This is a genomic window from Vibrio sp. Y29_XK_CS5, from assembly GCF_024181835.1.
In the GTDB taxonomy this organism is placed as follows: domain Bacteria; phylum Pseudomonadota; class Gammaproteobacteria; order Enterobacterales; family Vibrionaceae; genus Vibrio; species Vibrio harveyi.
Genome location: NZ_JAMZAM010000012.1, coordinates 15,647 through 37,841 on the forward strand (window position 1 = coordinate 15,647; position 22,195 = coordinate 37,841).

Below are 22,195 nucleotides of genomic sequence, written 5' to 3' on the forward strand. Positions count from 1 at the left end.
AGCTGCGTTTTTTGATTCTTAAGGGCGTTAGACTTTGAACTCGTGATCACTTTTCTCGGCTTGGAAACGAGGAAGGTATTGCTCGAAGAAGTCCAGCATCTGTTGCTGGTTTTGCTCTTCACCAAGTTGTCCGAGCAATTGCGCAGCTACTTCAAAGGTACATAGGTTACCTTCTTGTTGGTTGCGACGCAGTTGATACTGGGAATCGACTTGAGTGGTTAAGCCCATCATCGCGATACCTTCTAGCCATCGGCTTTTGTTGATCATCTTGCGCGCCTCTTGCCAAGTTGCATCAAGAATGATGTACAACGGTTGTCTGTCTTGCTCGGTACTTTGTTGTTGTACTTGTTCAAGCGTTAGGCTCTCTTCACTTGGGAATAGCAGTACTGGCAGCAGGCTTGGATTCGCTAGCGTTTCTAACAACTCTGCTGGTGGCGTTTTTCGGTCCCAAACGACTTGAGTGACATTCAGTTGGCACTGGGCGAGCAGTTTGCCAGTGTTGGTATCGCGCGTCAGTTCATTAGGGTGCATTAACAGCATCAGCGATTGTTCACTGCTTAACTTCGGCAGCAGTGAACAGATGCAGTTGAACTTGAAGCTACAATGTGGACAAGGCTGCGCCATTACAAGCGCACTCCATCGCGAACAGGGCTGATGCCGTCTGAGAACAGACGTACGCCGCTGACTTGCTCTTTGTTCGCTTTTGGCGCCAAGCTTGGGTTGATTGGGTAACTTACGCCTGTGTATTGCATCACGTGTTGCCCAGGCGTTGCGCCGCCACCGCTGACATTGAAAATGAGATCACGCCAGCCGTGCGAGGTTTGTTGACCAAGCATAATTGGGCTTTGCACTAGCGTCATACGGCTATTGAAACGCCACTCTTTCTCGTGGTTTTCGAATATCAGCAGAGTACAACCGCCAGAGCCACACCAATCAAGTTGCACCAGTAATTCTTCATCACCATCGCCATTCAGATCGTAAGTCAGCCAACGGTATTGGTTATTGCTTGGGTTGGTTTGATTAATGAAAAAGTAGTTACGTACCGCCGCATCCACTTTTGAATTAAATTCGGCACTGGATGGAATGTCCGCAGCTGCAATTGGCGCACTACCGCGTTCAGGCGCTTCTTGCTCAATGCCTGAGTTACGCACTGTTGCTGGGTATAGCACTAAGCCGCCATCGGCAATGGGATAAACCAAATTGCCCACTTTCTCTTTGACTGCTTTCAGCTGGTTGCCTTCGCGAGTAAATAGGCGCTCGGTCATTAAGCGTTGTTGCTGGTGGTGAGTCATCAATACTTGTACTTGCGATGGGCTCAGTTGTTGCCAGTAGCCGCGTTCAACCAATGGCGGTTGTCCGTCTGAATAGCTGTATTTGGTGATGGCACTGTGGTCGCTGTTGAGTGTCATTTGCACTTCGAAGCCTTGTGACTGGGTCGACGTCGCGACGTAAGTGTTCACCCATTCTAATGTTGAATCTACGTTGGCTGTCATACCACAGCCTTGATAGGTTTTATCGCCATGCTCTAGTGTTGCTTTCCAGCCGTAGAGAGAGTTGCTCATGGTGTCTGAACACAAGTTCTCGGTCATGCGCAGTTCACCGTCATCCAACTGGTAAGTACGCTGACGAGGTTGCAGTTTGCTGCTTTTAATCTCGAGTGTTTGTGTCGACTTGCCCATTTGCTGGAACTTGAGCGTATTGCCTTCAAAGTTGGCAGCCCACGAAGGTTCATTACCAAATACGCGAGTGGGTTTACTGGTTTGTTTGCAGCGATGCGGATTTTCTGTGGTGAGGAAGTTCACCTGCTCAACCACAAAGTTAGCATCGAAATCTGCAGAGAAACCGTCGATGCCCGGCGGGTTGAGATGACCAATCACTTCACCATACATGGTTTGATAAGGTTCATTGGTGATGGCTACTGCACGTTGGATTTGTTGCGGTGACAGTTGCAGCCAGTATTGTTTGTCGCTGCCACAAGGTGTGATGTACTGGCTTTCATGCCCAATCACTACTTCACCACGCAGCATAAAGGTTTGAGGTAAGATGGTTTCCGGCTTATCTAAGGATGCAGGCGGAGTGGTTGGGGTGTCTGCATCGGACTGCTGCGGTTGCATGCTACATGCTTGCAGGACCAGCAGTGTGGCTAATGCCACTGGGTTTTTCAAAGCCTTCATGTTATATCTTCCTCATTACTTAATCTGCATCGGATGGCATTATGGCATATTGGTTATTTAAAACAGAACCAGATACCTTTTCTATTGACACGCTTCGAACCCAAAAGGTTTCATGTTGGGAGGGAGTTCGTAATTATCAGGCGCGTAATATGATGCGTGACCAAGTCAAATTGGGCGATTTGGTGCTGATTTACCATTCATCTTGCAAGAACGTGGGTGTGGCAGGTATTGCCAAAGTGACTCGTGAAGCGTATCCCGATCACTTCCAGTTTGACCTTGAGAGCGATTATTACGACCCGAAATCCGACCCAGAAAATCCGCGTTGGATTATGGTGGATATTGAGTTTGTGCGTAAGACTGAACGCTTGATTCCGTTGTCGGTCATGAAGGCGATGCCAGAACTAGAAAACATGCCATTGGTGAAACGCGGCAATCGCTTATCGATCATGCCTGTGAGCGAAGAAGAGTGGCAAGCAATCCTCGGTAAAGAGAAGTTGCCGAGTCAGCGATAAAAGAAAAGGGCTGCATAGTGCAGCCCTTTGTGATTTTGCCGATAACCTGTTGTTGATAGCCAATACAGGTTATAGCAGATGATCTTGTAGGTAGTGTGCAACCGCATCGTCGACGTTGCTGCCGATTACTTCATTGTTTGGTAGTGCTTTCATCACTTTCTCGTGAGATGTGCCCATCACCAATCCTTTACCCGCCATGGATAGCATTTCTACGTCGTTCATGCCATCACCAAAGGCGATGGTGTTTTCCAGTGTTAGCCCAATAGACTCCGCAACTGCCTTCAACGCATCACCTTTAGACACACCAGCGCTCATCACTTCCAAACACCAAGGTGTTGAGAATGCGATGTTTAGTTGATCGCCAAATTGCTCACGTAACTTAGTTTCGAAGGTCACAAGATGGTCGTGATCTTTTGCTGGGTGAGTGAAGAAGATTTTCGCAATGCCATCAGTTGGTGCGTTGTCTTGATCGTACAACTTATAAGTGAACTCTTCATGGAATTCGCGTAACTCATCGTCATCTTTGTTCAACAACCAGTCGTCGTTTTGATACATGTGGATAAGTATTTCAGGATCCGTTTTGATCGTGTCGATCACTGATTGAACCAAATCTTCAGGTACGTTCTGGCTGTACATCTCTTGATCATTCTGGTCGTGCACACGTGCTCCGTTCGAAGTAATCATGTAAGCCGGAATATCTACCGTGCGACGAATGCTTGCGACGTCTACGTGGTGGCGACCCGTTGCAAAGACAAATGTGTAGCCTTGTTCATGCAGCGCTTTGAGCGTCTCTTTCGAGTAAGCGCTTAGCTGGTGGTTTGGTGCGAGTAAAGTGCCATCCAGATCTGAGGCAACGATTTTAGTGATCTCTTTGCAAGGTAGCGATGTGCTCATGAAGCCCTCGTAAACGGTTCGGATAGAGTAGAACAGGTTGATTGCACACGGAGCGCAGTAGATTGACTAGATCGTACTGCTCCGAGTGCGGGGAACATGATGAAGTCTACGCCAAAATAAGGAGGAAAAAGAGGGTAAATCGCTGAGCTCGTATTTCCTCTTTAATCTGATTTATTGGCTGTGCTCACGCATGAAGGCAAAAACCGCATCAAGTGCTTGGTTGCGATACTGGTCTTTTTCAAACAAGATTTCGTGCTCTGCGCCAGCAATAGAAACTAGGCTGGCATTGGGGTTAGTCTTACTTAGCTTATCGATAAAGCGTTGCTGCGCGGCGTTACTCACGATGCGATCGTTACCTGATTGAACCAATAAAACCGGAACTTTAATTTGGCGTGTCAGCAAAATACATTGCTTGGCTGCCATCAAGCCTTGCCATACCCAGCGTGTGCTTGGACCGCCCACTTGTAGCTCTGGTTTATCGCGGTATAAACCACGGAACCAGTGATAACGATCGTAGCTTTGGCTAAGTGGGTTATCTTCAAACGGCTTTGGGTAGTATTCCTTATGACCTGGCGCATAGCTTGGTTGCGGGGAAACCGCTGCAAGGATTTGCGTGACTGGAATCGCGATAGGGCTGAGATACCAAGGAAGGTTGATACCAAACATCGGAGCACTCAGAATCAAACCGTCAAAGTTGTGGTCTGGGTGAGTTTGCAGGTAACGTGTTGCAATTGCACCGCCCATCGAGTGGGAAATGACAAAGCGCTGCTGGTATCCACTCAAATTGAGTTGCTGCAGTACCAATTCCATATCGTCAATATAATCATTAAAGTCATAGACGTGACCCATGTCTGAGTCTGGTAGCAGACGATCTGATAAACCTTGTCCTCGGTGGTCAAACGAATACACGTCATAACCTTGTCGATATAGGTCGTAGAACAGTTCTTGGTATTTCCAGGAGGCTTCAATGCGACCGTTGACGATCAGTACGGCTTTGGTGTGTTCGGGATTGGTGAGTTTGCACCAGTAGATTTTCTTTTTCTCTGTCCCTTTTACAAAGCCTTCTTGGCGTTCTTGCCAAAGTGCTGCGATCGGACCACCTATTGCTTGCTCAAATAAGGTCTCTTGAGTATAAGTCAAAGGTGAATGGTTAATAGCCATTAGTCGATTACCTGAAGATACGTTGTTTACGCGATGTATCATCGAAGAATTATTGAGGAAATGCAATGGATACCCATGTTTGGTTAGCCTATGTGGTAACAGCAATCGTTTTTAGTCTGGCTCCGGGATCTGGTACCGTCAACTCAATCAGCAATGGTTTGAGTTACGGCACGCGCAAGTCATTGGGTGCTATCGTTGGTTTACAGATTGGTTTGGCAATTCATATTGCTTTGGTTGGCGCTGGCATTGGTGCTTTAGTCGCGCAATCGGCAACGGCATTTACTGTGATCAAATGGGTTGGTGCAGCTTACCTTGTGTGGCTCGGCATTCAAAAGTGGCGTGATACATCCGGCTTGGTTGCGACCGAAAGTCACCAAACCATGTCAGGTACTTCTCTGTTGTACAAAGCCATTCTTATCAACCTGACTAACCCGAAATCGATCGTATTCTTGGTGGCACTGTTTCCACAATTTATCGATCCAGCGAAAGACCAACTAACTCAGCTGTTGGTATTGGGCGTGACGACGGTGACCATTGACGCGTTTGTGATGCTGGGCTACACCAGTTTGGCCGCACAAATGGGACGCTTTATTCGCTCAGATAAGATCATGGGCAAAATTAATAAAGTATTCGGTTCAATGTTCATGGGATGTGGTGCATTATTAGCGGCAGCTAAGTAACAAGTTATAAAAAGCACAATAATTTCGAATGAAAAACGCATATGTCGCCCGCCAGCCAATCTTTAACCGTAAAAGACAGACGCTGGGATATGAGTTGTTGTTCCGCGATGGTGAAAGTAATGCCTATCCTGCGCACATCGATTCAAACAGGGCGACATACCGATTGATAGTAGAGAACTTTCTCTCTGTCGGAACCAATCCTCTGATTGCATCTTCACGATGCTTCATCAATTTTCCTCACCAAAGTTTGCTGCGTCGGCTGCCAAGAAGCTTGCCGAAAAACAAAATCGTGGTTGAGGTACTCGAAACCTGCCAACCAACCGATGAGCTGCTTGAAGCCATTCGCGAACTGTACCGTGAAGGCTATTTGATCGCGCTTGATGACTTCACGTTGACTGACGAATGGCGTCGCTTCTTACCGTATGTCCATATCGTGAAACTCGATATCATGGCGATGGGGCTAAAAAAGGCATGCGACTTAGTTAAGAAGCACACTAAAAAGCGCACCAAATACCATTTCTTAGCTGAGCGAGTAGAAACCGAAGCTGAGTTTGAAGCGACCAAAGAGGCAGGCTTTAAATTCTTCCAAGGCTACTTCTTCAGCAAGCCTGAAGTGATGCAGACTAAATACGTGAGTCCCGAGCAAGTGTTGGCGCTCAAGCTATTTCGAGAAGTGTGTGTCCCCGATCCAGACTTTGACCGGATTGAAAACATCATTACTCAAGATGTCACGCTGTCGTACAAGTTACTGCGTTTTGTGAATACACAATCGACCACGTTAGAAGTGACCATCACTTCATTCCGCCAAGCTTTGATTTATCTTGGACAAGAAAAGCTCAAAATGTTTGTCTCACTGGTGGTTGCGTCATATATCTCCGGGCAGAAGCCGCGCGAGTTGTACAACTTATCTTTGCAACGCGCTCAATTCTGCGAAGCTATGTCGCGCTATCAACCTTTTGCACATCTCAACGAGCAGGGTTTTATGGTTGGCTTGTTATCGATTCTCGACGCCATGCTTGACTTGTCTGTGGAATCTTTAGTGGGACAGCTGCCTTTAAGTCCTTCCGTGCAGCAAGCCTTGTTGCATCGCCAAGGTGAATACGGCGCGTTGTTGGCAATTGAGGAGTGCTACGAACGTGCCGATTGGGCAGGCGTTGAGCAATTCTCCCAGCAACTCGGACTTTCTGTGGATGATGTTAAGTCTGAACTTGGCGAAGCCGTTCGCTGGAGCCAGACCTTTTCTGGCGCCTAATCTGATCAAATATTAAACTTTTATTACAGTCGAGCACGATCGCTTGACGTTATTCTATTTTTAAACAACTATATATGCATATCCATATATAGGTATGTAAGCATGCTTCCACATCAGTTTTTCAAACTTCTTTCCGACGAGACTCGTGTGCGTTGCTTAATGCTGGTGGTTCGTGAAGGGGAAACTTGTGTTGGTGATTTAGCCCATGCGCTACAACAAAGCCAACCAAAGATTTCTCGCCATCTGGCTCAGCTAAGATCAAATGGTATTTTGGTTGATAAACGTCAGGGGCAATGGGTGTACTACGAGCTGTCAGATCAATTACCGGGATGGATGCAAAAATTGATTGATGACTTGGTAGCCTCGAACTGCTTGAAGCAAGAGTACCAAGAAGATATTTCACGTTTGCACGACAAAGCTCGCGCAGCGTGCTGTTAACCAGCGAAAGCTTAAAGGTAGAAGATTATGACGATTAAAGTAGGTATTAACGGTTTCGGTCGAATTGGTCGTTTGGCATTACGCGCAGCGTTTGATTGGCCAGAACTAGAGTTCGTACACATCAATGATGTAGCGGGTGATGCGGCGACTCTGGGTCACTTACTTGAGTTCGATTCAGTTCAAGGTCGTTGGAACCATGCAGTGCAAGTTGAAGGCACAGACATGTTGATCAACGGTAAGCGCATCACGACTTCACAAGAGCGTGATATCGATGCTGTGAACTGGGGTCAATGTGATGTTGTGATTGAAGCAACGGGCGTTCATCGCAAAACCTCATTCCTAAACAAATACCTAGAGCAAGGCGTAAAACGTGTTGTTGTTAGCGCACCAGTAAAAGAAGACGGCGTAGCTAACATCGTAGTGGGTGTGAACGACCACATCTTCGACCCTGCGCAGCACCGCATCGTAACCGCAGCGTCTTGTACAACGAACTGTATTGCACCTGTTGTGAAAGTGATTCACGAAAAACTGGGCATTGAACAATCGTCATTCACAACGATTCACGATTTAACTAACACACAAACGATTCTGGATGCGCCGCACAAAGACCTACGTCGTGCACGTGCATGTGGCATGAGCCTAATCCCAACCACAACGGGCAGTGCAAAAGCGATTGTTGAAATCTTCCCTGAGTTGAAAGACAAGATTAACGGTCACGCGGTTCGTGTTCCTCTGGCAAACGCCTCACTCACTGACATTATTTTTGATGTGAAACGTGATACCACAGCAGAAGAGGTTAACGCATTACTGAAAGAAGCTTCTGAAGGAGAACTAAAAGGCATCCTTGGCTTTGAAGAGCGTCCATTGGTTTCTATCGATTACAAAGGCGACCAACGTTCAACGATCGTTGATGCGCAATCAACCATGGTTGTGGGTTCTCGTATGGTGAAGATTTACGCTTGGTACGATAACGAAATGGGTTACGCGACGCGTACTGCAGAATTGGTTCGTAACGTTGGTATGGCATAAGGAGCTTTAAGATGTCTCATCCTACATGGCAATTAGATTTAGAAGCGGGCGCGTTGGTACTGACTCCATGTCCAGGCACCAAAGGTGTTGAACTGCAAGCTTCGCTAGAGCAGCTAAAAGCGCAAGGCGTAGAAGCAATTGTTACTGCTCTTGATAATGCTGAATTAGCAGCAAAAGACGTGTCTGCGTTGGGCGAATTAACCCAACAATTGGGCATGAAATGGTTCCAAATTGAGATTGAAGATGACTGTGCTCCGGACGAAGAGTTCGTTGCAAAATGGTCACAAGCGAGCCCTGAACTGCACGCGATTCTAGCTCAAGGTGGCAAGGTTGCAATGCACTGCATGGGTGGCTCTGGTCGCACAGGTTTGTTCGCTGCACACCTATTGCTAGAGAAAGATTGGGCGCTAGAAGACATCGTGCGTGAAGTGCAAGCGCTACGTCCTGGTGCTTTCACAAAGCCTGTACAAGTTGAGTACATCGAGCGTGTAGCTCAAAACGCTTGATCGGCTTATAGGGCTTTTGGTACATCATGATCCAAAAGCTCTCTTTATGCCGTAATGGCTTACCAATTTATGTGATTCTTGTTTATTGGTTTTATATTTAACTTATTGTTTGTTAATGAATAATATTTAGATATCTCATCAGTTCTTGTTTCACTATTTAGCGCCAGTATTGAGATGACTCAATGTTGGTGTTCAGGTCATGGAGCATTTGGAACATCATGATCTAAATACTCTAAATGCTGTACATCTGAGGTCGTTATGATTTCAAAACTAAGCAAAAGTATCCGTCAGTATATGCTGGTGACGTTCAACTATTGGAACTTCACCGTGACGGATGGTGCACTACGTATGCTGGTGGTGCTTTACTTCCATGACTTAGGTTACTCAAGCTTAGCCATTGCTTCGCTGTTCCTTTTCTATGAATTTTTTGGCGTAGTGACCAACTTGGTTGGCGGCTGGCTAGGTGCTCGACTTGGTTTGAACAAAACCATGAACGTCGGCTTAGGGATGCAGATTTTCGCCTTGCTGATGCTGGCAGTGCCCAATGCTTGGTTGACCATTCCTTGGGTAATGGCGGCGCAGGCAATTTCGGGTATTGCCAAAGACTTAAATAAGATGAGTGCCAAGAGTGCGATCAAAACTTTGGTGCCAGACGAACAGCAAGGTGCACTTTATAAGTGGGTTGCGATCTTAACGGGCTCGAAGAATGCACTGAAAGGTGCGGGTTTCTTTGTTGGTGGTTTATTGCTATCAGCGTTTGGTTTCCAAACTTCGATGATCATCATGGCAAGTGTGCTGGCGATTGTCTTCGTGTGCAGTTTAGTTTGGTTAGAAGCGGATATGGGTAAGGCGAAGAGCAAACCTAAATTTCGTCAGATTTTCTCTAAGTCAGAATCGGTGAACATCCTTTCTGCAGCGCGTATGTTCCTATTTGGTGCTCGTGATGTGTGGTTTGTTGTTGCACTGCCGATTTACCTTGGCAGCGTATTTGGTTGGGATCACCTGATGGTGGGCGGCTTCCTGGCAGCTTGGGTGATTGCTTACGGATTCGTTCAAGGCTTTGCACCTCGTATTACCGGTAAAGCGCAAGGTCGAGTGCCAGATGGCAGCGCGGCATTAATTTGGGCTGGTATCCTTGCTGTTATCACTGGTGCAATTGCTTACGGCGTGCAGATTGGCTGGCAACCAGAACTGGTCATTGTGGTGGGCTTGATGATTTTTGGTGCCGTATTTGCGGTGAACTCATCTTTGCACTCTTATCTAATCGTCAGCTACGCAAAAGGCGACGGTGTTTCATTGGATGTCGGTTTCTATTACATGGCGAATGCGATGGGACGTTTGATCGGTACGGTTCTTTCTGGTTGGATTTACCAAGAAGCAGGGCTTGCTGCATGTTTGTGGGTGTCCTTTGCCTTCTTAGCGCTGACAACGGTCATTTCTATCAAGCTACCAAAAACCAAAGTAGCTACGGCTTAAATCGATTTACGAGTTAGAAATAAAAATGGCTCCATATTGGGAGCCATTTTTGTATTTACGATTCAGTATCGCAAATCAGTAAATCTTGGTTATGGGCAAAGGCGACCTTGTTGTGCCGGTTGCGTCATTTCCATATCACCTTTTAACGAACGGTAAACGATGGTGTTCCAGACTTCACCATTGTCCATTTCGAACTCAATCGCGTAGTTAATGCCATTCACGACTTGAGTTCGTACGCTCAAGATTTCTTTTAGTTTAGCAGCGGTATTCATCTGCCCAAGAACAAAGTCGAGCGCTTGCTGAGCCTCAGGTGTTACTTCACCTTGTGACCAGCCGCCAGCAAGATTTTCCGTGCTGCAGATAGGGTTCGCTTCCGGTTGCGATTGTGTTGGTGCCACGGTCTCTTCCTTTTGATTACATCCAGCTAAAGCCACTACACAAACCAGTGACGCTAATAATGTTTTCTTCATAAAGACCTCTCTTAATAATCTGTCCAGCATCCTAATGGAATAAAACGGTTAAATCTGTTTCATATCCGAGAAAGCTTAGGGGTGCTGATCCTATTTGTACAATAGGATTTATCGCTAACTATTGTGCAAATCAATGTTATTAGAGCTTCATAGCTGAGTTAAAAATAAGCAAAAACAGATTGTTAACTATTTAACTGAGCGAAAATTACCCTATGCTATAGACGTGAAGTTACACAAACTAGGAAAGGGTATGAGAGAAAGGGTTCTGTTTTTCGACTTATTACGTTGTGTCGCTGCTGTGGCAGTGATCGCTATTCACGTGTTAGCGCCATATCGTAATGAATTGGGCGTGATTCCATTCGATCAATGGGCGACGGCAGTCGGAGTGAACAGCGTGACGCGTTGGGCGGTGCCAGTGTTTATTTTGATAACTGGTGCATTGATGCTCAGCGATACGCGTCCTTTTGATGCCAAATACTACGTCAAACGACGTTTAGGCAAAGTGCTGGTGCCTTTTTTGGTTTGGTCGATGTTTTACGCGTATTTATCGGGTTGGACAGCGCAAGGTTTTGATTTTGCCACGGTAAAAGAAGTGGTGAGTAACAGTCCGTATCATGCAACTTATTATCACCTTGGTTTTTTCTACTACTTTATTCCACTCTATTTTGTGATTCCGTTGTTTCAATGGATGGTTCGCAATGTCGATGACAACGTTATTTACACCTATTTAGCGTTTTGGTTGTTCACGAGCACCTTATTCCTATTCAAAATTGATGGACCATGGAGTAATCAATATTGGCTTTACATGGGGTATTTACCGTTAGGCTATGTGTTGTTTAAGAAAATTCCATTAAACCGTTCCGTTGTGACGGCGTTTACTGCGTTTGGGTTGGTGGCATTAGCAGTGACGTTTACTATGGTTGTGACCAACAGTTTAGAAGCAGACAAATACACAGTAGGGCGCTGGTTCTCATACAAAACATTGAATGTGATTCTCGCAGCATCGATGATTTTTATGTTGTGTCGTTACTTTGGAGAGGGCTTGGCACCGAAAGCGCAAAAAGTGGTGAGTTTTATTAGCCAGCACAGTTTAGGTATTTATCTTCTTCACCCAATCTTCTTATGGCCGATGAAAGCATTCGGTTGGTATCAAGGTCACCCTGCATGGGTGATTCCTGTGTGGATTGTATTGAGTGGTGCTGGAGCCTTGGCGATGAGCTATCTGTTCTCCAAGTCCGCCAAGACTCGCTGGTTGCTACCGTAGATTAGCGCTTTAAGGCGAAATGTAAGAACTTATCGCCACGGTAAGTCAGTGTGCCTTTATCACCCGGATTGAGTGCGTGGTAATAGTGCACACCGATTTGAAATTCGCGTTTTGGTCCAATCGAACCGCGTTGTACATAAATCCAATATTCTTGATCGTCTTGACCTGGCTCTGCATCCGGTACTTCTATTGCTTGTTTGTCTAAGATGGTCACTTGAGCACTTTGCTCAGGTGCATCTTCGCCAAAGTAATGTTTGCTATAGAAGCGGAAAAACGCCCATGCGCCGAGCGCAATCAGAGCGAACAAAGCCAAAATAAGTGAGATTGGCATGATAACCTCCAATGTTTCATTGGCACCTATTTTACAGAACTCCCTGATTAAACTATGAGTTGAGATAAATTATTCGTGATCTAGTAAAAGCGTCGTAGATTTTATTCGGCGCACTTCACATTTTATATGCGTTCAAGAGCACAATTTAAAAGGAAATTTGCACCTTTTGGCTCGAAAAAGTTCTAAATTTATAGAAGAATGAAATGACTGACGAAGGAAGGGTCAAGTAAGGAGGGTTACGATGTCAGATATTGAGAAAGTAGTCATGCGTACCCGAACGATCGAGAAACTTCTGCGTACGCAATACCACGCGGAAGGGAAAGGGTTACATCAGCTTATCACTAGTTGTGAAGAGCGCTTGCCGCATGACGTTGTTGCTAAGTTGCGGTTTATTGCGACCGTAAGAAACAAGGTTGTTCACGAAGAGGATTACAAGCTGGACGATCGAAAAGGTTTCTTAGCTGCGTGCGATGCATGCGAAAAGGAGCTAACACCACGAAGTTCACGCTTTATTTGGCGAGCGGCGATTTTGTTAATGGCCTTGATTACGCTCGCTGCACTTGGTTTCTACTACATGCATTGGGACATTCTGGTTAAGCATTTGTAGACGATAAAATTTGAATAATAAAAAAGGGACGCGAAAGCGTCCCTTTTTTATTTTAAACAGTAACTTAGTACATCATTGGCAGTGTCATTAAACCAACAACCACTGCAATCATTACCAGCCCTTGTTTTTGAGAAGAAGAAATCATAACACTACCCCTAAAATCATTGATGAACTCGATGTAAATAATATAGCACTGTTTTTGAGCTTTGATCAACTTCAAAGCAGAAAAGTTTTCAAAACTCGCACTTAACTTAAGTGTTTTTACCCTAAATTGACTAATAAAACTGTGTTTTTTGTGCTGTTCTTTAAGTGTTCGACTTGTTGTTTTTCTCTTCTTTTTGTTTTTAAGTGTATGATTTTAATGTGTTAAATATGAGTAATCTTATGATGAAATAGTGTTTCTTGTCTGGGTGATGATGTTGGTTGGCTATTTTTGCTGAATTTCTCAAAAGTTGAGAAAATTAGGTTTTGTGCTAATGAAGTGAACACTTATGGACGTCCATTTCGTCTTATTTTTCCTATCTAATGAGAAAACTACAGTATCAAAAGGCTTTAGCTATAATCTACAATAGCTAAGGTTAGGTTTTTATCGCTTTTGTTAACTATTCTTTTTTATATCAGATGGTTAGGTGTTCTTGTTTGAACTTTTAACCTGAGGTTTTACTACTCTGGTAGTTACGAGTCTTGTTATGGAACGGTGTTTTTAGCTTTCTGAGTGGTCAGGGGTGGTGGATTTGGTTTTTGTGTCGGTTATTTATCCATAACGGTTGCATGGCGAACAAATTGGCGGTTTGTTTTTCAATTTATTGAAAGTCAGCGAATTTATTTCGCTGCCGTTGATTGCTTTGACTAAATCATTCACCTCAATGATTGCGAGAAAAACGATAACCATTAATTGAGTAAGTTGCGGCTACAAAATGTTGCGATTCGCTATCGAGATCCAACTTTCACTGATTGCATCTTTACATCAAGATTGGTCTACCTAGACTAGCGGCGAGATTACGTGAAAGGTGTATCGGCATGTGGAGTTGGTTAGCGATAGGGCTATCGGGGATGTATTCCGTGTTGGGGGCGAAACAAGCCAATCCAACGCAGTCTCTCACATTTAAAATCTTTACTCTGCTATTGCTGCTGATTTTGGCACTGACCGAAGGTTCTTCAGCACCACACACATATTGGATCGTTGGTGGTTTAGTGGTTTCGATGTTTGCTGACACTCTTCATTCATTTAAATCTCGCAAACCTCTTTATTTCGCGGGTTATCTCCTAGCACAAATCTGCTATAGCAAATCATTTTGGGTTCAGCTCAATGGTGACATCGTTTGGTGGTTGTTAGCTCTGCTTCTCGCTGCAAGTATCGTCGCGTTTTTCCTACTATTGCCACAATTGGATTCCATGGTCTTTCCGGTCGTGATTATGGGCATTATGCTGGTTCAACTGGCTTGGGCTGCGGGAGAGGTGTGGTTACAAGTGCCGAGCTTTGCTAATGCGCTCGGGTTTAGCGGCACCTTAGTGATGATTTATTCCGCCTTAGCTTATGCAATACATGGTTATCGTAAGCCGATGAAACGCGCCTATGTCTGGGTGAGTGGCAGCTACTTTTTTGCTCATGCGTTAATTGTTGCCTCTATCATTTACTAACTCAGGTCAAAGTACCTCGTCTTTTTTTCAGTAAACTGGACGAATTCAACTTGATGACCGGAGTCAATAATGACTGAAATTCATGCTCACAATCTACTGAACCTACTTCGTGAAACCCCAATGAACCGTGATGAGCTTGCGGGTCACTTTGGTTCTGAGGCACGCTTTCATACCTGTAAGCTGAATGATCTAGACTTAGAGGCATTGCTAGAGTTTTTGCTAAAGCGAGAAAAAGTACGCGAGCTAGAAGGTAAGTTTGTCGTAAACATGGCGCGCGTTTGCAATCACTAAGCGGCGGTTAAGCGTTGTTCTGTGAAGGCGATAAATGCATTTCGCCTTCAAACATATATTCATGTAGTCACTTTGTTATACTGGCCGCCAATTTTCCTGTCGAGGTCAGAACATGGACATTCTTTCTGCAGCGACCATGCTGTTTCTTATTATGGACCCGCTCGGCAACTTGCCGATTGTGCTATCCATTCTCAAACATCTCGATGCAAAGCGTCGTCGCAAAGTACTGATCCGTGAGTTAGTGTTTGCCTTGATGATTTTGATGCTGTTCTTATTTGCAGGGCAGAGCATCATGAGCTTCCTTCATGTTCAGCCTGAAACCTTGAGTATTTCTGGTGGTATTATTCTGTTTATCATCGCCATTAAGATGATTTTCCCAAGTGCTGGCAGCATTACTGGATTGGCTGCCGGCGAAGAGCCGTTTATTGTACCAATGGCTATTCCGATGATTGCGGGACCTTCGGTGATTGCAGCGCTGCTTTTACTTTCTTCTCAGCATCCCGATAAGATTATGGAGCTGTCTGCCGCCGTGTTAATTGCTTGGGGCGCGACTTTCTTTATTTTGATGTTCTACAGCTTCTTCCACCGTATCCTAGGAGAGCGTGGCTTAAAAGCCGTTGAGCGATTGATGGGACTACTGCTAGTGATGATATCTACCCAAATGTTCCTTGATGGGGTGAAGAGCTACATGGGCTGAGCCATTACCGAGATGATAAATACAAAAAAGCCGCTCTTATGAGCGGCTTTCGTTTATCTGTCTTATTACATCATGTGCTTACGACGAATATCGAGCAGAGCAAAAATACCAAAAATCAAAATGGAGTACTTTTCCCATGCGCTCATCTTAATCTTGTCGCCAAATGCACCAATGAAGATCGCCATTTGCAAACCGTGCATGATGAACAAGAATGCGGTCATGATGTACAACGCAATCGCTGCTTTGCCAGGGAATGGCATAAAGAAGTTGAGGATCAACACGAACCAGACAAAGGCGATGGCCGCTTTAGCCAGTATCAATAATGCTTTCATTTAACTATCCTTTTAAATCGAGGCTTTAAGCTGGTGAGCGTTCGTATAAACGGTAGCTCACTTGACCTGCGGTTTTCTCGCGGTGTAGGTGCCAGCTCTCTGGTAGCCCAGCAATGTTCAGCTCTTTTTCAGTTTCAATATAAATCATCGCATCTTCAGCAAGCCAGCCGTTTTGCTCTAGCAAGGTCACGGTTTCATCCAATAATCCTTTGCGGAATGGCGGATCGATGAATACTACGTGGTGAGGTGTCCCTGGTTGCTGCAAAAAGCTAATTGCATCCGTGTTCACTACTTGAATGTTGTTGGCATTCAAGGAAGTTACGTTCTTTTGCAGTTGCTGAAATGCTTGTGGATTTAGCTCAATCATAGTTACTTGGTTAGCTTGGCGTGAAGCTGATTCAAAGCCTAAACCGCCTGAGCCCGCAAACAAGTCGAGACACTTCGCCTGCGGTACATCTTGAGCTAACCAGTTAAACAGGGTTTCTTTTACGCGATCCGTGGTTGGGCGTAAGCCCTCTGCATCATGAACAGGGAGCTTTCTACCTCTCCATAACCCACTAATAATGCGTACAAAGCCCGTTGTTGGCGTTTTTTGTGATGAGTTTTGCTGGCGACGTCTTACCATAGATTTTTTGACCGCTAATAAAGTGATACTATACCCAATCGCCCAAGCTTTGAGCTTGGATACAGCCCAGAATATTCAAGATGACAGAGTGTAACACTAATAAGATTAGATTTACCTAATTGGAAAGTTTTCACAACTTTGTCATTCGCCTTTTCTGTAAAGTTAATATTCTTGTCAGAAAAGAGTCATTAATAGATAAGAAGACAATCTAGGATAGCCCCAGATGACGGAAAAAAAGAAGCGCGGATTACTTTCGTGGCTAGGTTTTGGTGATGAAGAGCAAAGCCAAAAACCGACAACTGAAGAATCAGTAAAAGAAGAAGCAGCGGAAGCTCCTGCCGCCGAGCAACAACCAACAGAAGACGTTGCCGAGCAAGCAGAAGAAAAAACAGCGGTTGAAGCGGAGCCGGAGAAAGCCGAGGCTGCCCCAGCAGAAGCAGAAGCAGAAGCAGAAGCAGAAGCAGAAGCAGAAGCAGAAGCAGAAGAGCCACAAGTACCAGTTGCACCTCGCGTTCAAGAACAAGAAAAACCAACCGAGAGCTTCTTTGCTCGCCTGAAGCGTAGCCTAAGCCGCACAAAAGCAAACATCGGTGCGGGTTTCTTTGGTTTGTTCAGCGGTAAGAAGATCGATGATGACCTTTTCGAAGAGCTAGAAGAACAACTGTTGATTGCTGATGTAGGCATGGAAACCACCACAAAAATCATCAACAATCTGACTGAAAAAGCCTCTCGCGGTGATCTTAAAGATGGTGAAGCACTTTATGGCCTGCTGAAAGAAGAGATGGCAGAAATCCTTGCGAAAGTAGAACAGCCTCTCGAAATCGACAGCAGCAAAACCCCTTACGTTATCTTAATGGTTGGCGTGAACGGTGTCGGTAAAACCACCACAATCGGTAAGCTGGCGAAGCAATTCCAAAACCAAGGTAAGAAAGTCATGCTTGCGGCGGGTGATACCTTCCGTGCGGCTGCGGTTGAGCAGCTACAAGTATGGGGTGAGCGTAATAACGTTCCTGTGATTGCTCAGCACACTGGCGCGGACAGTGCCTCGGTTATCTATGATGCGATTGAAGCGGCAAAAGCGCGTGGCGTCGATGTCGTGATTGCCGATACTGCCGGTCGTCTACAAAACAAAGCGAACCTAATGGAAGAGCTGCGTAAGATTGTACGTGTAATGAAGAAGATTGATGACTCAGCGCCACACGAGATCATGCTGACGCTAGATGCAGGTACAGGTCAAAATGCAATTAGCCAAGCGAAACTTTTCAGTGATGTTGCCCCTCTAACCGGGATTACATTGACTAAGCTGGATGGTACAGCGAAAGGTGGCGTGATCTTCGCTATCGCTGATCAGTTCGAAATCCCAATTCGCTACATTGGTGTAGGCGAAGGCATCGAAGACTTGCGTCCATTTGAAACTCAAGAGTTCATTGACGCTCTGTTTAGTCGTGAAGAGTAACAAGAGTTAGAGGAAATCAACGGTGATCAAATTTCAGCAAGTGAGCAAAGCTTACCGAGGTGGTCGACAAGCCTTACAGAAAGTCGATTTTCACCTTCGACGCGGAGAAATGGCGTTTTTAGGTGGGCATTCCGGGGCAGGTAAAAGTACCTTGTTGAAACTGATATGTGCGATAGAGCGACCAACCGATGGCAAAATCCATTTCAATGGTCACGATATCACTCGTATCCCAAACAAAGACATTCCCTTCTTGCGTCGCAATATCGGGATTGTTTTCCAAGATCACCGTCTATTGATGGATCGCAGTGTGTTCGACAACGTTGCACTGCCGATGCGCATCGAATCGATTTCTGAAAACGAAATCAAACGCCGTGTTTCTGCGGCGTTGGATAAAACGGGCTTGTTAGATAAAGCCCGTTGTTTGCCAAGTCAACTTTCGGGTGGTGAACAACAACGTGTTGGTATTGCACGCGCTGTCGTAAACCGACCAACTCTACTGGTGGCCGATGAGCCAACTGGTAACCTTGATCCAGAGCTGTCTAACCGTGTGTTACGATTGTTTGAAGAATTTAACCGTGCTGGCGTAACGATTCTCCTTGCGACGCACGATATCGGGTTAGTAAACACTCGCCCACAATATCGCCATTTTGAATTGAACCAAGGCTTCCTAAGTGAGGTAGAAGACTATGGTAGGTAACAAGCGCACCCAGAAGAAAGGGAAAGGTCGCAGTGCCAAGCGTGCAAATACCGATGGTTTTTTCTCTGTCCATGCAAAACAAGCAAAATCTTCTTTTGGCGCGTTATGGCGTCGTCCTTTAGGTAACATTCTTACCTTAGCTGTTATTTCAGTGGCATTAGCGATGCCAGCTTGCTTGTACTTGCTGGGTAAAAACGTGGCGAGCGCAGCACAAGACGTCGCTTCACCATCGCAAGTTAGTGCTTACTTAGTAGAAGGCATGCCTGATGCGCGTGTGATGGTGTTAAAAGACCAAATCGAAACGTGGTCTTTGGTAAAAGAGGTGGAATATATTTCGCCGCAACAAGGTCTATCTGATTTAAGCCAATACGCTGGCTTTGACCAAGCGTTGAGTCTGTTGAGTGGTTACGCACTACCAGGCGTGTTGGTGATCACACCAGATTCAGAAGTAAAGAGTGATATTCAGTCGATAGCCAAGCAAGTCCGTGAGCAACAAGACGTTACTGACGTTAGGCTCGATGAAGATTGGCTGGCGCGTCTTGATGCCATAAAAACCCTTGCTGGTATTATTGTCATCACCCTGACAATACTGATGTTAGGTGCTGTATTTTTAATCGTCGGCAATACATTGCGCTTTAATGTGCTGGCGAACAAAGAAGAGATTCAAACCATGAAGCTGATTGGTGCGACCGACGGTTTCATTCTGCGTCCTTACCTGTACACGGGTATGTGGTTCGGTGTGCTGGGGGCGAGCATTGCTTGGTTAGTCACCGCATTGATTACTGTGGTGATGAACAATGCCGTTGAGCAATTGGCTTCACTATACGACAGTCAGTTCCGTTTGATTGGTCTGAGTTGGGATGAATCTCTGCTATTAATTATCACTGGTAGTTTGCTGGGTTGTATCGCCGCACGAGTATCCGCGCAGCGTCATCTAAAAGAAATTGAACCAGTTTAGGTGATAAAGGTCTTATACTTGGAATTTATTAGCACAAGCTAATTTTTACCTCTTGTTTAGACAATTTGTTTATGGATAATTACTCGCCCTTCTTGAAACTTGCTCATTTTAAGTTCAAGATGGCCAAGCTAAATTGCAATGTAATGCTCCAGATCAGAGATTGATGAGGAATTGAATGACAAAAGAAGCGTATCCGATGGCTCTAGTCACGCAAGATAGCCTTGATAGCTATATCCGTTCTGTAAACAGCTACCCAATGCTAACTGCAGACGAAGAGCGTGAGCTTGCAGAACGATTACACTACAAGGGTGAAATTGACGCGGCGAAAGGCCTTATCTTGTCACACCTACGATTCGTTGTTCACGTTGCTCGTGGCTACTCAGGCTACGGTTTGCCAATGGCAGATCTAGTACAAGAGGGCAACATCGGTCTTATGAAAGCGGTTAAGCGTTTTAACCCTGAAGTGGGTGTACGTTTGGTTTCTTTCGCTGTTCACTGGATCAAAGCTGAAATCCATGAATACGTATTGCGTAACTGGCGTATTGTTAAGATCGCGACAACCAAAGCGCAACGTAAGCTGTTCTTCAATCTACGTAAGTCGAAAAAGCGTCTAGGTTGGTTCAACAACGGTGAAGTTGAAACCGTAGCTCGTGAGCTAGGTGTCGAGCCTTCAGAAGTACGTGAAATGGAATCGCGTCTAGCGGCAGTGGACTCAACGTTCGATATGCCAATGGATGACGATGACAATGTAAACTCGTACACAGCGCCAATGTTGTACCTAGAGGACAAATCGTCTGATGTAGCAGATAATATTGAAGCTGCTAACTGGGAAACGCATACTAATAATCGTTTAGGCCACGCTCTTGCGAGTTTGGATGAGCGTAGTCAACGTATTGTCCGTTCTCGTTGGTTGGATGACGAGAAAGCAACACTTCAAGATCTAGCGGATGAGTTTGGTGTATCTGCCGAGCGTATTCGTCAGCTAGAAAAGAACGCGATGAAGAAACTGAAACTTGCTGTCGGTGAGTTCTAACTTTCGCTTCTAATCTAAAGTAAGATTTTCATAGAAAGCCGAGATCATGTGATCTCGGCTTTTTTGTTTTCGATCGAAAATCGATAGTGTTTGCGATCTAATTTATCTGTGCTACCTGTGTATAACTCTGTGAAGTAATTATTCATCAACTGTTCGAAAGCCGGACTAAATAAGGCTTAGGCGTGGTTTTTCACTTGGGGATAGTTGTAAATATACACACAGTTAGATCAAGATCATTACTACATCTTGTGGATCAAATGATCCAAATATACTTTATCAACGCAATTCACAGATTTATCCACAAACGGTGCGAATGTGTACAGCTTTCAATGACCTGACTATCTCTGTGTCTAAGTTTGGCTTTGGATAGGTTACAATGGCGTCAATAACGAAAACGACATAGAGAAAGTAAATGGACCAGTTTCAACATATCGATGTTCAAGGCGCTCAGGCATTGCTCGAACAAGGTGAAGCAAAACTTGTAGATATTCGTGACCCTCAATCTTTTGCTGTCGCGCATGCAGAATCCGCTTTTCATCTGACTAATGATTCGATCGTTCCTTTCATGGACGATGTGGAATTCGAACAACCAATCCTAGTGATGTGTTACCACGGCATCAGTAGCCAAGGTGCGGCACAATATTTGGTTAACCAAGGCTTCGAACAGGTGTACAGTGTGGATGGCGGCTTTGAAGCCTGGCAACGAGCAGAACTACCGATAGTGAGAAGTTAATGAAGAGATTGGTAACGTTAAATAATCCACGTATGGCGCAAGCCTTCATTGATTACATGGCATCACGCAAGATTGATATTCAGATGATGCCGGAAGGTGAAGGACAGTTTGCACTTTGGCTGACGGATGCGCAGCATGAAATTGAAGTCGAAGCCGAGCTAAAACAATTCTTAGCCAATCCATCAGCGTCGAAATATAGCGCCGCTTCGTGGGACGTTGCCGATACTCGTAAGAGCAAATTTCATTATTCCAGCCCGAGCATTATGGGTATGGTGAAAGCTAAGGCGGGCCCAGTGACCTTGCTGATCATGGTTGTCTGTGCCGTTATCTACTTTTTGCAGATGTTCGGCTTTGGTGATGGTGTGTTTGCTTTATTGCATTTTCCTGCGTTCGAAGGGCAGCAATGGCAGCTCTGGCGCTGGGTTAGCCATGCGTTATTGCACTTCTCTGTTACCCATATTGTGTTCAACCTCTTGTGGTGGTGGCAATTGGGAGGTGATATCGAGCGCCGTTTAAGCTCTGGAAAGTTACTGCAAATCTTCCTTATTTCTGCAGCGCTCTCCGGCGCGGGTCAGTTTTATGTTGAAGGAGCAAACTTCGGCGGTTTATCTGGTGTGGTTTATGCGCTACTTGGTTACTTGTGGATCCTTGGTTACCGTTGTCCACATCTTGGCTTAACACTTCCTAAACCTATTATTGGCTTTATGCTGGTGTGGTTGGTTCTTGGCTATGTTCAACCATTTATGGCGATTGCCAACACGGCCCACTTAGTTGGCTTACTTTCTGGTATGGCGATAGCGTTGTTTGATTCTGGTAAACAGAAATACCAACAAACCTCCTAAGTTAATGATTTACAGACACCAACAAAAAGACCACCAATCGGTGGTCTTTTGTTTATCTGTCTTTCGTTTAATAGGAGCAGCTCGTCAGCTTTAACT

26 protein-coding genes are annotated in these 22,195 nt (G+C 45.2%); 18 read left to right on the plus strand and 8 right to left on the minus strand.

Annotation, left to right across the window (positions count from 1 at the left end; translation table 11 throughout):
• Nucleotides 1-27: 27 nt before the first annotated feature.
• Nucleotides 28-624, minus strand: a complete 597-nt coding sequence (locus NL647_RS25580) for a tRNA-uridine aminocarboxypropyltransferase (RefSeq protein WP_253650801.1) — start codon at nt 622-624, stop codon at nt 28-30.
• Complete coding sequence (locus NL647_RS25585) at nt 624-2,174, minus strand: COG3650 family protein (RefSeq protein WP_253650802.1); 1,551 nt, start codon at nt 2,172-2,174, stop codon at nt 624-626. The genes NL647_RS25580 and NL647_RS25585 overlap by 1 nt, the downstream gene beginning before the upstream one ends.
• A 41-nt stretch (nt 2,175-2,215) precedes the next feature.
• On the opposite strand from NL647_RS25585, the gene NL647_RS25590 reads away from it, so the two are divergent.
• Complete coding sequence (locus NL647_RS25590) at nt 2,216-2,686, plus strand: EVE domain-containing protein (RefSeq protein WP_005452022.1); 471 nt, start codon at nt 2,216-2,218, stop codon at nt 2,684-2,686.
• Nucleotides 2,687-2,755: 69 nt separating this feature from the next.
• Here the strand turns inward: NL647_RS25590 and NL647_RS25595 are convergent, their stop codons facing one another.
• Nucleotides 2,756-3,580 carry a Cof-type HAD-IIB family hydrolase gene (locus tag NL647_RS25595; RefSeq protein WP_253650803.1) on the minus strand — a complete coding sequence of 275 codons (825 nt, stop codon included), beginning with the start codon at nt 3,578-3,580 and terminating at the stop codon, nt 2,756-2,758.
• A gap of 171 nt (nt 3,581-3,751) precedes the next feature.
• The gene (locus NL647_RS25600) at nt 3,752-4,741 is read right to left on the minus strand and encodes an alpha/beta fold hydrolase (RefSeq protein WP_005452020.1); all 990 of its coding nucleotides are present in this window, start codon (nt 4,739-4,741) and stop codon (nt 3,752-3,754) included.
• A gap of 65 nt (nt 4,742-4,806) precedes the next feature.
• On the opposite strand from NL647_RS25600, the gene rhtB reads away from it, so the two are divergent.
• The 6 genes from rhtB (at nt 4,807) to arsJ (ending at nt 10,122) form a co-directional block, all read left to right on the plus strand.
• Nucleotides 4,807-5,421, plus strand: coding sequence for a homoserine/homoserine lactone efflux protein (rhtB, locus tag NL647_RS25605; protein ID WP_005452019.1), 615 nt, complete (start codon nt 4,807-4,809; stop codon nt 5,419-5,421).
• A 28-nt stretch (nt 5,422-5,449) separates the two neighbouring features.
• Nucleotides 5,450-6,673: an EAL and HDOD domain-containing protein gene (locus NL647_RS25610; protein ID WP_005452018.1), complete on the plus strand. Its 1,224-nt coding sequence runs from the start codon at nt 5,450-5,452 to the stop codon at nt 6,671-6,673.
• 102 nt (nt 6,674-6,775) lie between these two features.
• On the plus strand, nt 6,776-7,111 hold the full coding sequence (locus tag NL647_RS25615; protein ID WP_005452016.1) for a metalloregulator ArsR/SmtB family transcription factor: 336 nt from the start codon (nt 6,776-6,778) through the stop codon (nt 7,109-7,111).
• 27 nt (nt 7,112-7,138) lie between these two features.
• Entirely contained in the window at nt 7,139-8,140 is a 1,002-nt protein-coding gene (locus NL647_RS25620) for an ArsJ-associated glyceraldehyde-3-phosphate dehydrogenase (protein ID WP_253650804.1), read from the plus strand.
• 11 nt (nt 8,141-8,151) lie between these two features.
• Nucleotides 8,152-8,646 (plus strand): cyclin-dependent kinase inhibitor 3 family protein, encoded by a 495-nt coding sequence (locus tag NL647_RS25625; RefSeq protein WP_047517568.1) that lies wholly within the window; start codon nt 8,152-8,154, stop codon nt 8,644-8,646.
• A gap of 258 nt (nt 8,647-8,904) precedes the next feature.
• The gene (arsJ, locus tag NL647_RS25630) at nt 8,905-10,122 is read left to right on the plus strand and encodes an organoarsenical effux MFS transporter ArsJ (RefSeq protein ID WP_038897950.1); all 1,218 of its coding nucleotides are present in this window, start codon (nt 8,905-8,907) and stop codon (nt 10,120-10,122) included.
• 89 nt (nt 10,123-10,211) lie between these two features.
• On the opposite strand, the gene NL647_RS25635 is transcribed toward arsJ, so the two are convergent.
• Nucleotides 10,212-10,592, minus strand: coding sequence for a cystatin domain-containing protein (locus NL647_RS25635; RefSeq protein ID WP_253650805.1), 381 nt, complete (start codon nt 10,590-10,592; stop codon nt 10,212-10,214).
• Nucleotides 10,593-10,842: 250 nt separating this feature from the next.
• On the opposite strand from NL647_RS25635, the gene NL647_RS25640 reads away from it, so the two are divergent.
• Nucleotides 10,843-11,856: an acyltransferase gene (locus NL647_RS25640; protein ID WP_009695939.1), complete on the plus strand. Its 1,014-nt coding sequence runs from the start codon at nt 10,843-10,845 to the stop codon at nt 11,854-11,856.
• Between the two features lies 1 nt (nt 11,857).
• Here NL647_RS25640 and NL647_RS25645 read toward each other — a convergent pair whose 3' ends face one another.
• Complete coding sequence (locus NL647_RS25645; RefSeq protein WP_009695938.1) at nt 11,858-12,187, minus strand: DUF2500 domain-containing protein; 330 nt, start codon at nt 12,185-12,187, stop codon at nt 11,858-11,860.
• A 241-nt stretch (nt 12,188-12,428) separates the two neighbouring features.
• On the opposite strand from NL647_RS25645, the gene NL647_RS25650 reads away from it, so the two are divergent.
• The 4 genes from NL647_RS25650 (at nt 12,429) to NL647_RS25665 (ending at nt 15,423) form a co-directional block, all read left to right on the plus strand.
• A complete protein-coding gene (locus tag NL647_RS25650; protein ID WP_005430355.1) occupies nt 12,429-12,794 on the plus strand; it encodes a hypothetical protein in 366 nt (121 codons plus the stop codon).
• 1,020 nt (nt 12,795-13,814) lie between these two features.
• Complete coding sequence (locus tag NL647_RS25655; RefSeq protein WP_005452011.1) at nt 13,815-14,435, plus strand: lysoplasmalogenase; 621 nt, start codon at nt 13,815-13,817, stop codon at nt 14,433-14,435.
• Between the two features lie 69 nt (nt 14,436-14,504).
• Nucleotides 14,505-14,726, plus strand: a complete 222-nt coding sequence (locus NL647_RS25660; RefSeq protein ID WP_187992634.1) for a YecH family metal-binding protein — start codon at nt 14,505-14,507, stop codon at nt 14,724-14,726.
• A 112-nt stretch (nt 14,727-14,838) separates the two neighbouring features.
• Nucleotides 14,839-15,423 carry a YhgN family NAAT transporter gene (locus NL647_RS25665; protein ID WP_005452008.1) on the plus strand — a complete coding sequence of 195 codons (585 nt, stop codon included), beginning with the start codon at nt 14,839-14,841 and terminating at the stop codon, nt 15,421-15,423.
• A 65-nt stretch (nt 15,424-15,488) separates the two neighbouring features.
• Here the strand turns inward: NL647_RS25665 and NL647_RS25670 are convergent, their stop codons facing one another.
• Nucleotides 15,489-15,755: a DUF1145 domain-containing protein gene (locus NL647_RS25670; protein ID WP_005438504.1), complete on the minus strand. Its 267-nt coding sequence runs from the start codon at nt 15,753-15,755 to the stop codon at nt 15,489-15,491.
• Between the two features lie 25 nt (nt 15,756-15,780).
• Nucleotides 15,781-16,380 (minus strand): 16S rRNA (guanine(966)-N(2))-methyltransferase RsmD, encoded by a 600-nt coding sequence (rsmD, locus tag NL647_RS25675; protein ID WP_187992635.1) that lies wholly within the window; start codon nt 16,378-16,380, stop codon nt 15,781-15,783.
• A 223-nt stretch (nt 16,381-16,603) separates the two neighbouring features.
• On the opposite strand from rsmD, the gene ftsY reads away from it, so the two are divergent.
• From ftsY to glpG, 6 genes are all read left to right on the plus strand, one after another.
• Nucleotides 16,604-17,836, plus strand: coding sequence for a signal recognition particle-docking protein FtsY (gene ftsY / locus NL647_RS25680; RefSeq protein ID WP_017817453.1), 1,233 nt, complete (start codon nt 16,604-16,606; stop codon nt 17,834-17,836).
• 22 nt (nt 17,837-17,858) lie between these two features.
• Nucleotides 17,859-18,533, plus strand: coding sequence for a cell division ATP-binding protein FtsE (ftsE, locus tag NL647_RS25685; protein ID WP_005452005.1), 675 nt, complete (start codon nt 17,859-17,861; stop codon nt 18,531-18,533).
• Nucleotides 18,523-19,491: a permease-like cell division protein FtsX gene (ftsX, locus tag NL647_RS25690; protein WP_053049954.1), complete on the plus strand. Its 969-nt coding sequence runs from the start codon at nt 18,523-18,525 to the stop codon at nt 19,489-19,491. The genes ftsE and ftsX overlap by 11 nt, the downstream gene beginning before the upstream one ends.
• 175 nt (nt 19,492-19,666) lie before the next feature.
• Complete coding sequence (gene rpoH / locus NL647_RS25695; RefSeq protein WP_005452003.1) at nt 19,667-20,524, plus strand: RNA polymerase sigma factor RpoH; 858 nt, start codon at nt 19,667-19,669, stop codon at nt 20,522-20,524.
• A gap of 412 nt (nt 20,525-20,936) precedes the next feature.
• Nucleotides 20,937-21,257 carry a thiosulfate sulfurtransferase GlpE gene (gene glpE, locus NL647_RS25700; protein WP_005452002.1) on the plus strand — a complete coding sequence of 107 codons (321 nt, stop codon included), beginning with the start codon at nt 20,937-20,939 and terminating at the stop codon, nt 21,255-21,257.
• On the plus strand, nt 21,257-22,099 hold the full coding sequence (glpG, locus tag NL647_RS25705; RefSeq protein WP_005451997.1) for a rhomboid family intramembrane serine protease GlpG: 843 nt from the start codon (nt 21,257-21,259) through the stop codon (nt 22,097-22,099). The genes glpE and glpG overlap by 1 nt, the downstream gene beginning before the upstream one ends.
• Nucleotides 22,100-22,195: the final 96 nt, after the last annotated feature.

Bases quoted from the DNA above. Each gene is read 5' to 3' on its own strand.
- NL647_RS25580 (WP_253650801.1), bottom strand. From the start codon at position 624: ATGGCGCAGCCTTGTCCACATTGTAGCTTCAAGTTCAACTGCATCTGT.
- NL647_RS25585 (WP_253650802.1), bottom strand. From the start codon at position 2,174: ATGAAGGCTTTGAAAAACCCAGTGGCATTAGCCACACTGCTGGTCCTG.
- NL647_RS25590 (WP_005452022.1), top strand. From the start codon at position 2,216: ATGGCATATTGGTTATTTAAAACAGAACCAGATACCTTTTCTATTGAC.
- NL647_RS25595 (WP_253650803.1), bottom strand. From the start codon at position 3,580: ATGAGCACATCGCTACCTTGCAAAGAGATCACTAAAATCGTTGCCTCA.
- NL647_RS25600 (WP_005452020.1), bottom strand. From the start codon at position 4,741: ATGGCTATTAACCATTCACCTTTGACTTATACTCAAGAGACCTTATTT.
- rhtB (WP_005452019.1), top strand. From the start codon at position 4,807: ATGGATACCCATGTTTGGTTAGCCTATGTGGTAACAGCAATCGTTTTT.
- NL647_RS25610 (WP_005452018.1), top strand. From the start codon at position 5,450: ATGAAAAACGCATATGTCGCCCGCCAGCCAATCTTTAACCGTAAAAGA.
- NL647_RS25615 (WP_005452016.1), top strand. From the start codon at position 6,776: ATGCTTCCACATCAGTTTTTCAAACTTCTTTCCGACGAGACTCGTGTG.
- NL647_RS25620 (WP_253650804.1), top strand. From the start codon at position 7,139: ATGACGATTAAAGTAGGTATTAACGGTTTCGGTCGAATTGGTCGTTTG.
- NL647_RS25625 (WP_047517568.1), top strand. From the start codon at position 8,152: ATGTCTCATCCTACATGGCAATTAGATTTAGAAGCGGGCGCGTTGGTA.
- arsJ (WP_038897950.1), top strand. From the start codon at position 8,905: ATGATTTCAAAACTAAGCAAAAGTATCCGTCAGTATATGCTGGTGACG.
- NL647_RS25635 (WP_253650805.1), bottom strand. From the start codon at position 10,592: ATGAAGAAAACATTATTAGCGTCACTGGTTTGTGTAGTGGCTTTAGCT.
- NL647_RS25640 (WP_009695939.1), top strand. From the start codon at position 10,843: ATGAGAGAAAGGGTTCTGTTTTTCGACTTATTACGTTGTGTCGCTGCT.
- NL647_RS25645 (WP_009695938.1), bottom strand. From the start codon at position 12,187: ATGCCAATCTCACTTATTTTGGCTTTGTTCGCTCTGATTGCGCTCGGC.
- NL647_RS25650 (WP_005430355.1), top strand. From the start codon at position 12,429: ATGTCAGATATTGAGAAAGTAGTCATGCGTACCCGAACGATCGAGAAA.
- NL647_RS25655 (WP_005452011.1), top strand. From the start codon at position 13,815: ATGTGGAGTTGGTTAGCGATAGGGCTATCGGGGATGTATTCCGTGTTG.
- NL647_RS25660 (WP_187992634.1), top strand. From the start codon at position 14,505: ATGACTGAAATTCATGCTCACAATCTACTGAACCTACTTCGTGAAACC.
- NL647_RS25665 (WP_005452008.1), top strand. From the start codon at position 14,839: ATGGACATTCTTTCTGCAGCGACCATGCTGTTTCTTATTATGGACCCG.
- NL647_RS25670 (WP_005438504.1), bottom strand. From the start codon at position 15,755: ATGAAAGCATTATTGATACTGGCTAAAGCGGCCATCGCCTTTGTCTGG.
- rsmD (WP_187992635.1), bottom strand. From the start codon at position 16,380: ATGGTAAGACGTCGCCAGCAAAACTCATCACAAAAAACGCCAACAACG.
- ftsY (WP_017817453.1), top strand. From the start codon at position 16,604: ATGACGGAAAAAAAGAAGCGCGGATTACTTTCGTGGCTAGGTTTTGGT.
- ftsX (WP_053049954.1), top strand. From the start codon at position 18,523: ATGGTAGGTAACAAGCGCACCCAGAAGAAAGGGAAAGGTCGCAGTGCC.
- rpoH (WP_005452003.1), top strand. From the start codon at position 19,667: ATGACAAAAGAAGCGTATCCGATGGCTCTAGTCACGCAAGATAGCCTT.
- glpE (WP_005452002.1), top strand. From the start codon at position 20,937: ATGGACCAGTTTCAACATATCGATGTTCAAGGCGCTCAGGCATTGCTC.
- glpG (WP_005451997.1), top strand. From the start codon at position 21,257: ATGAAGAGATTGGTAACGTTAAATAATCCACGTATGGCGCAAGCCTTC.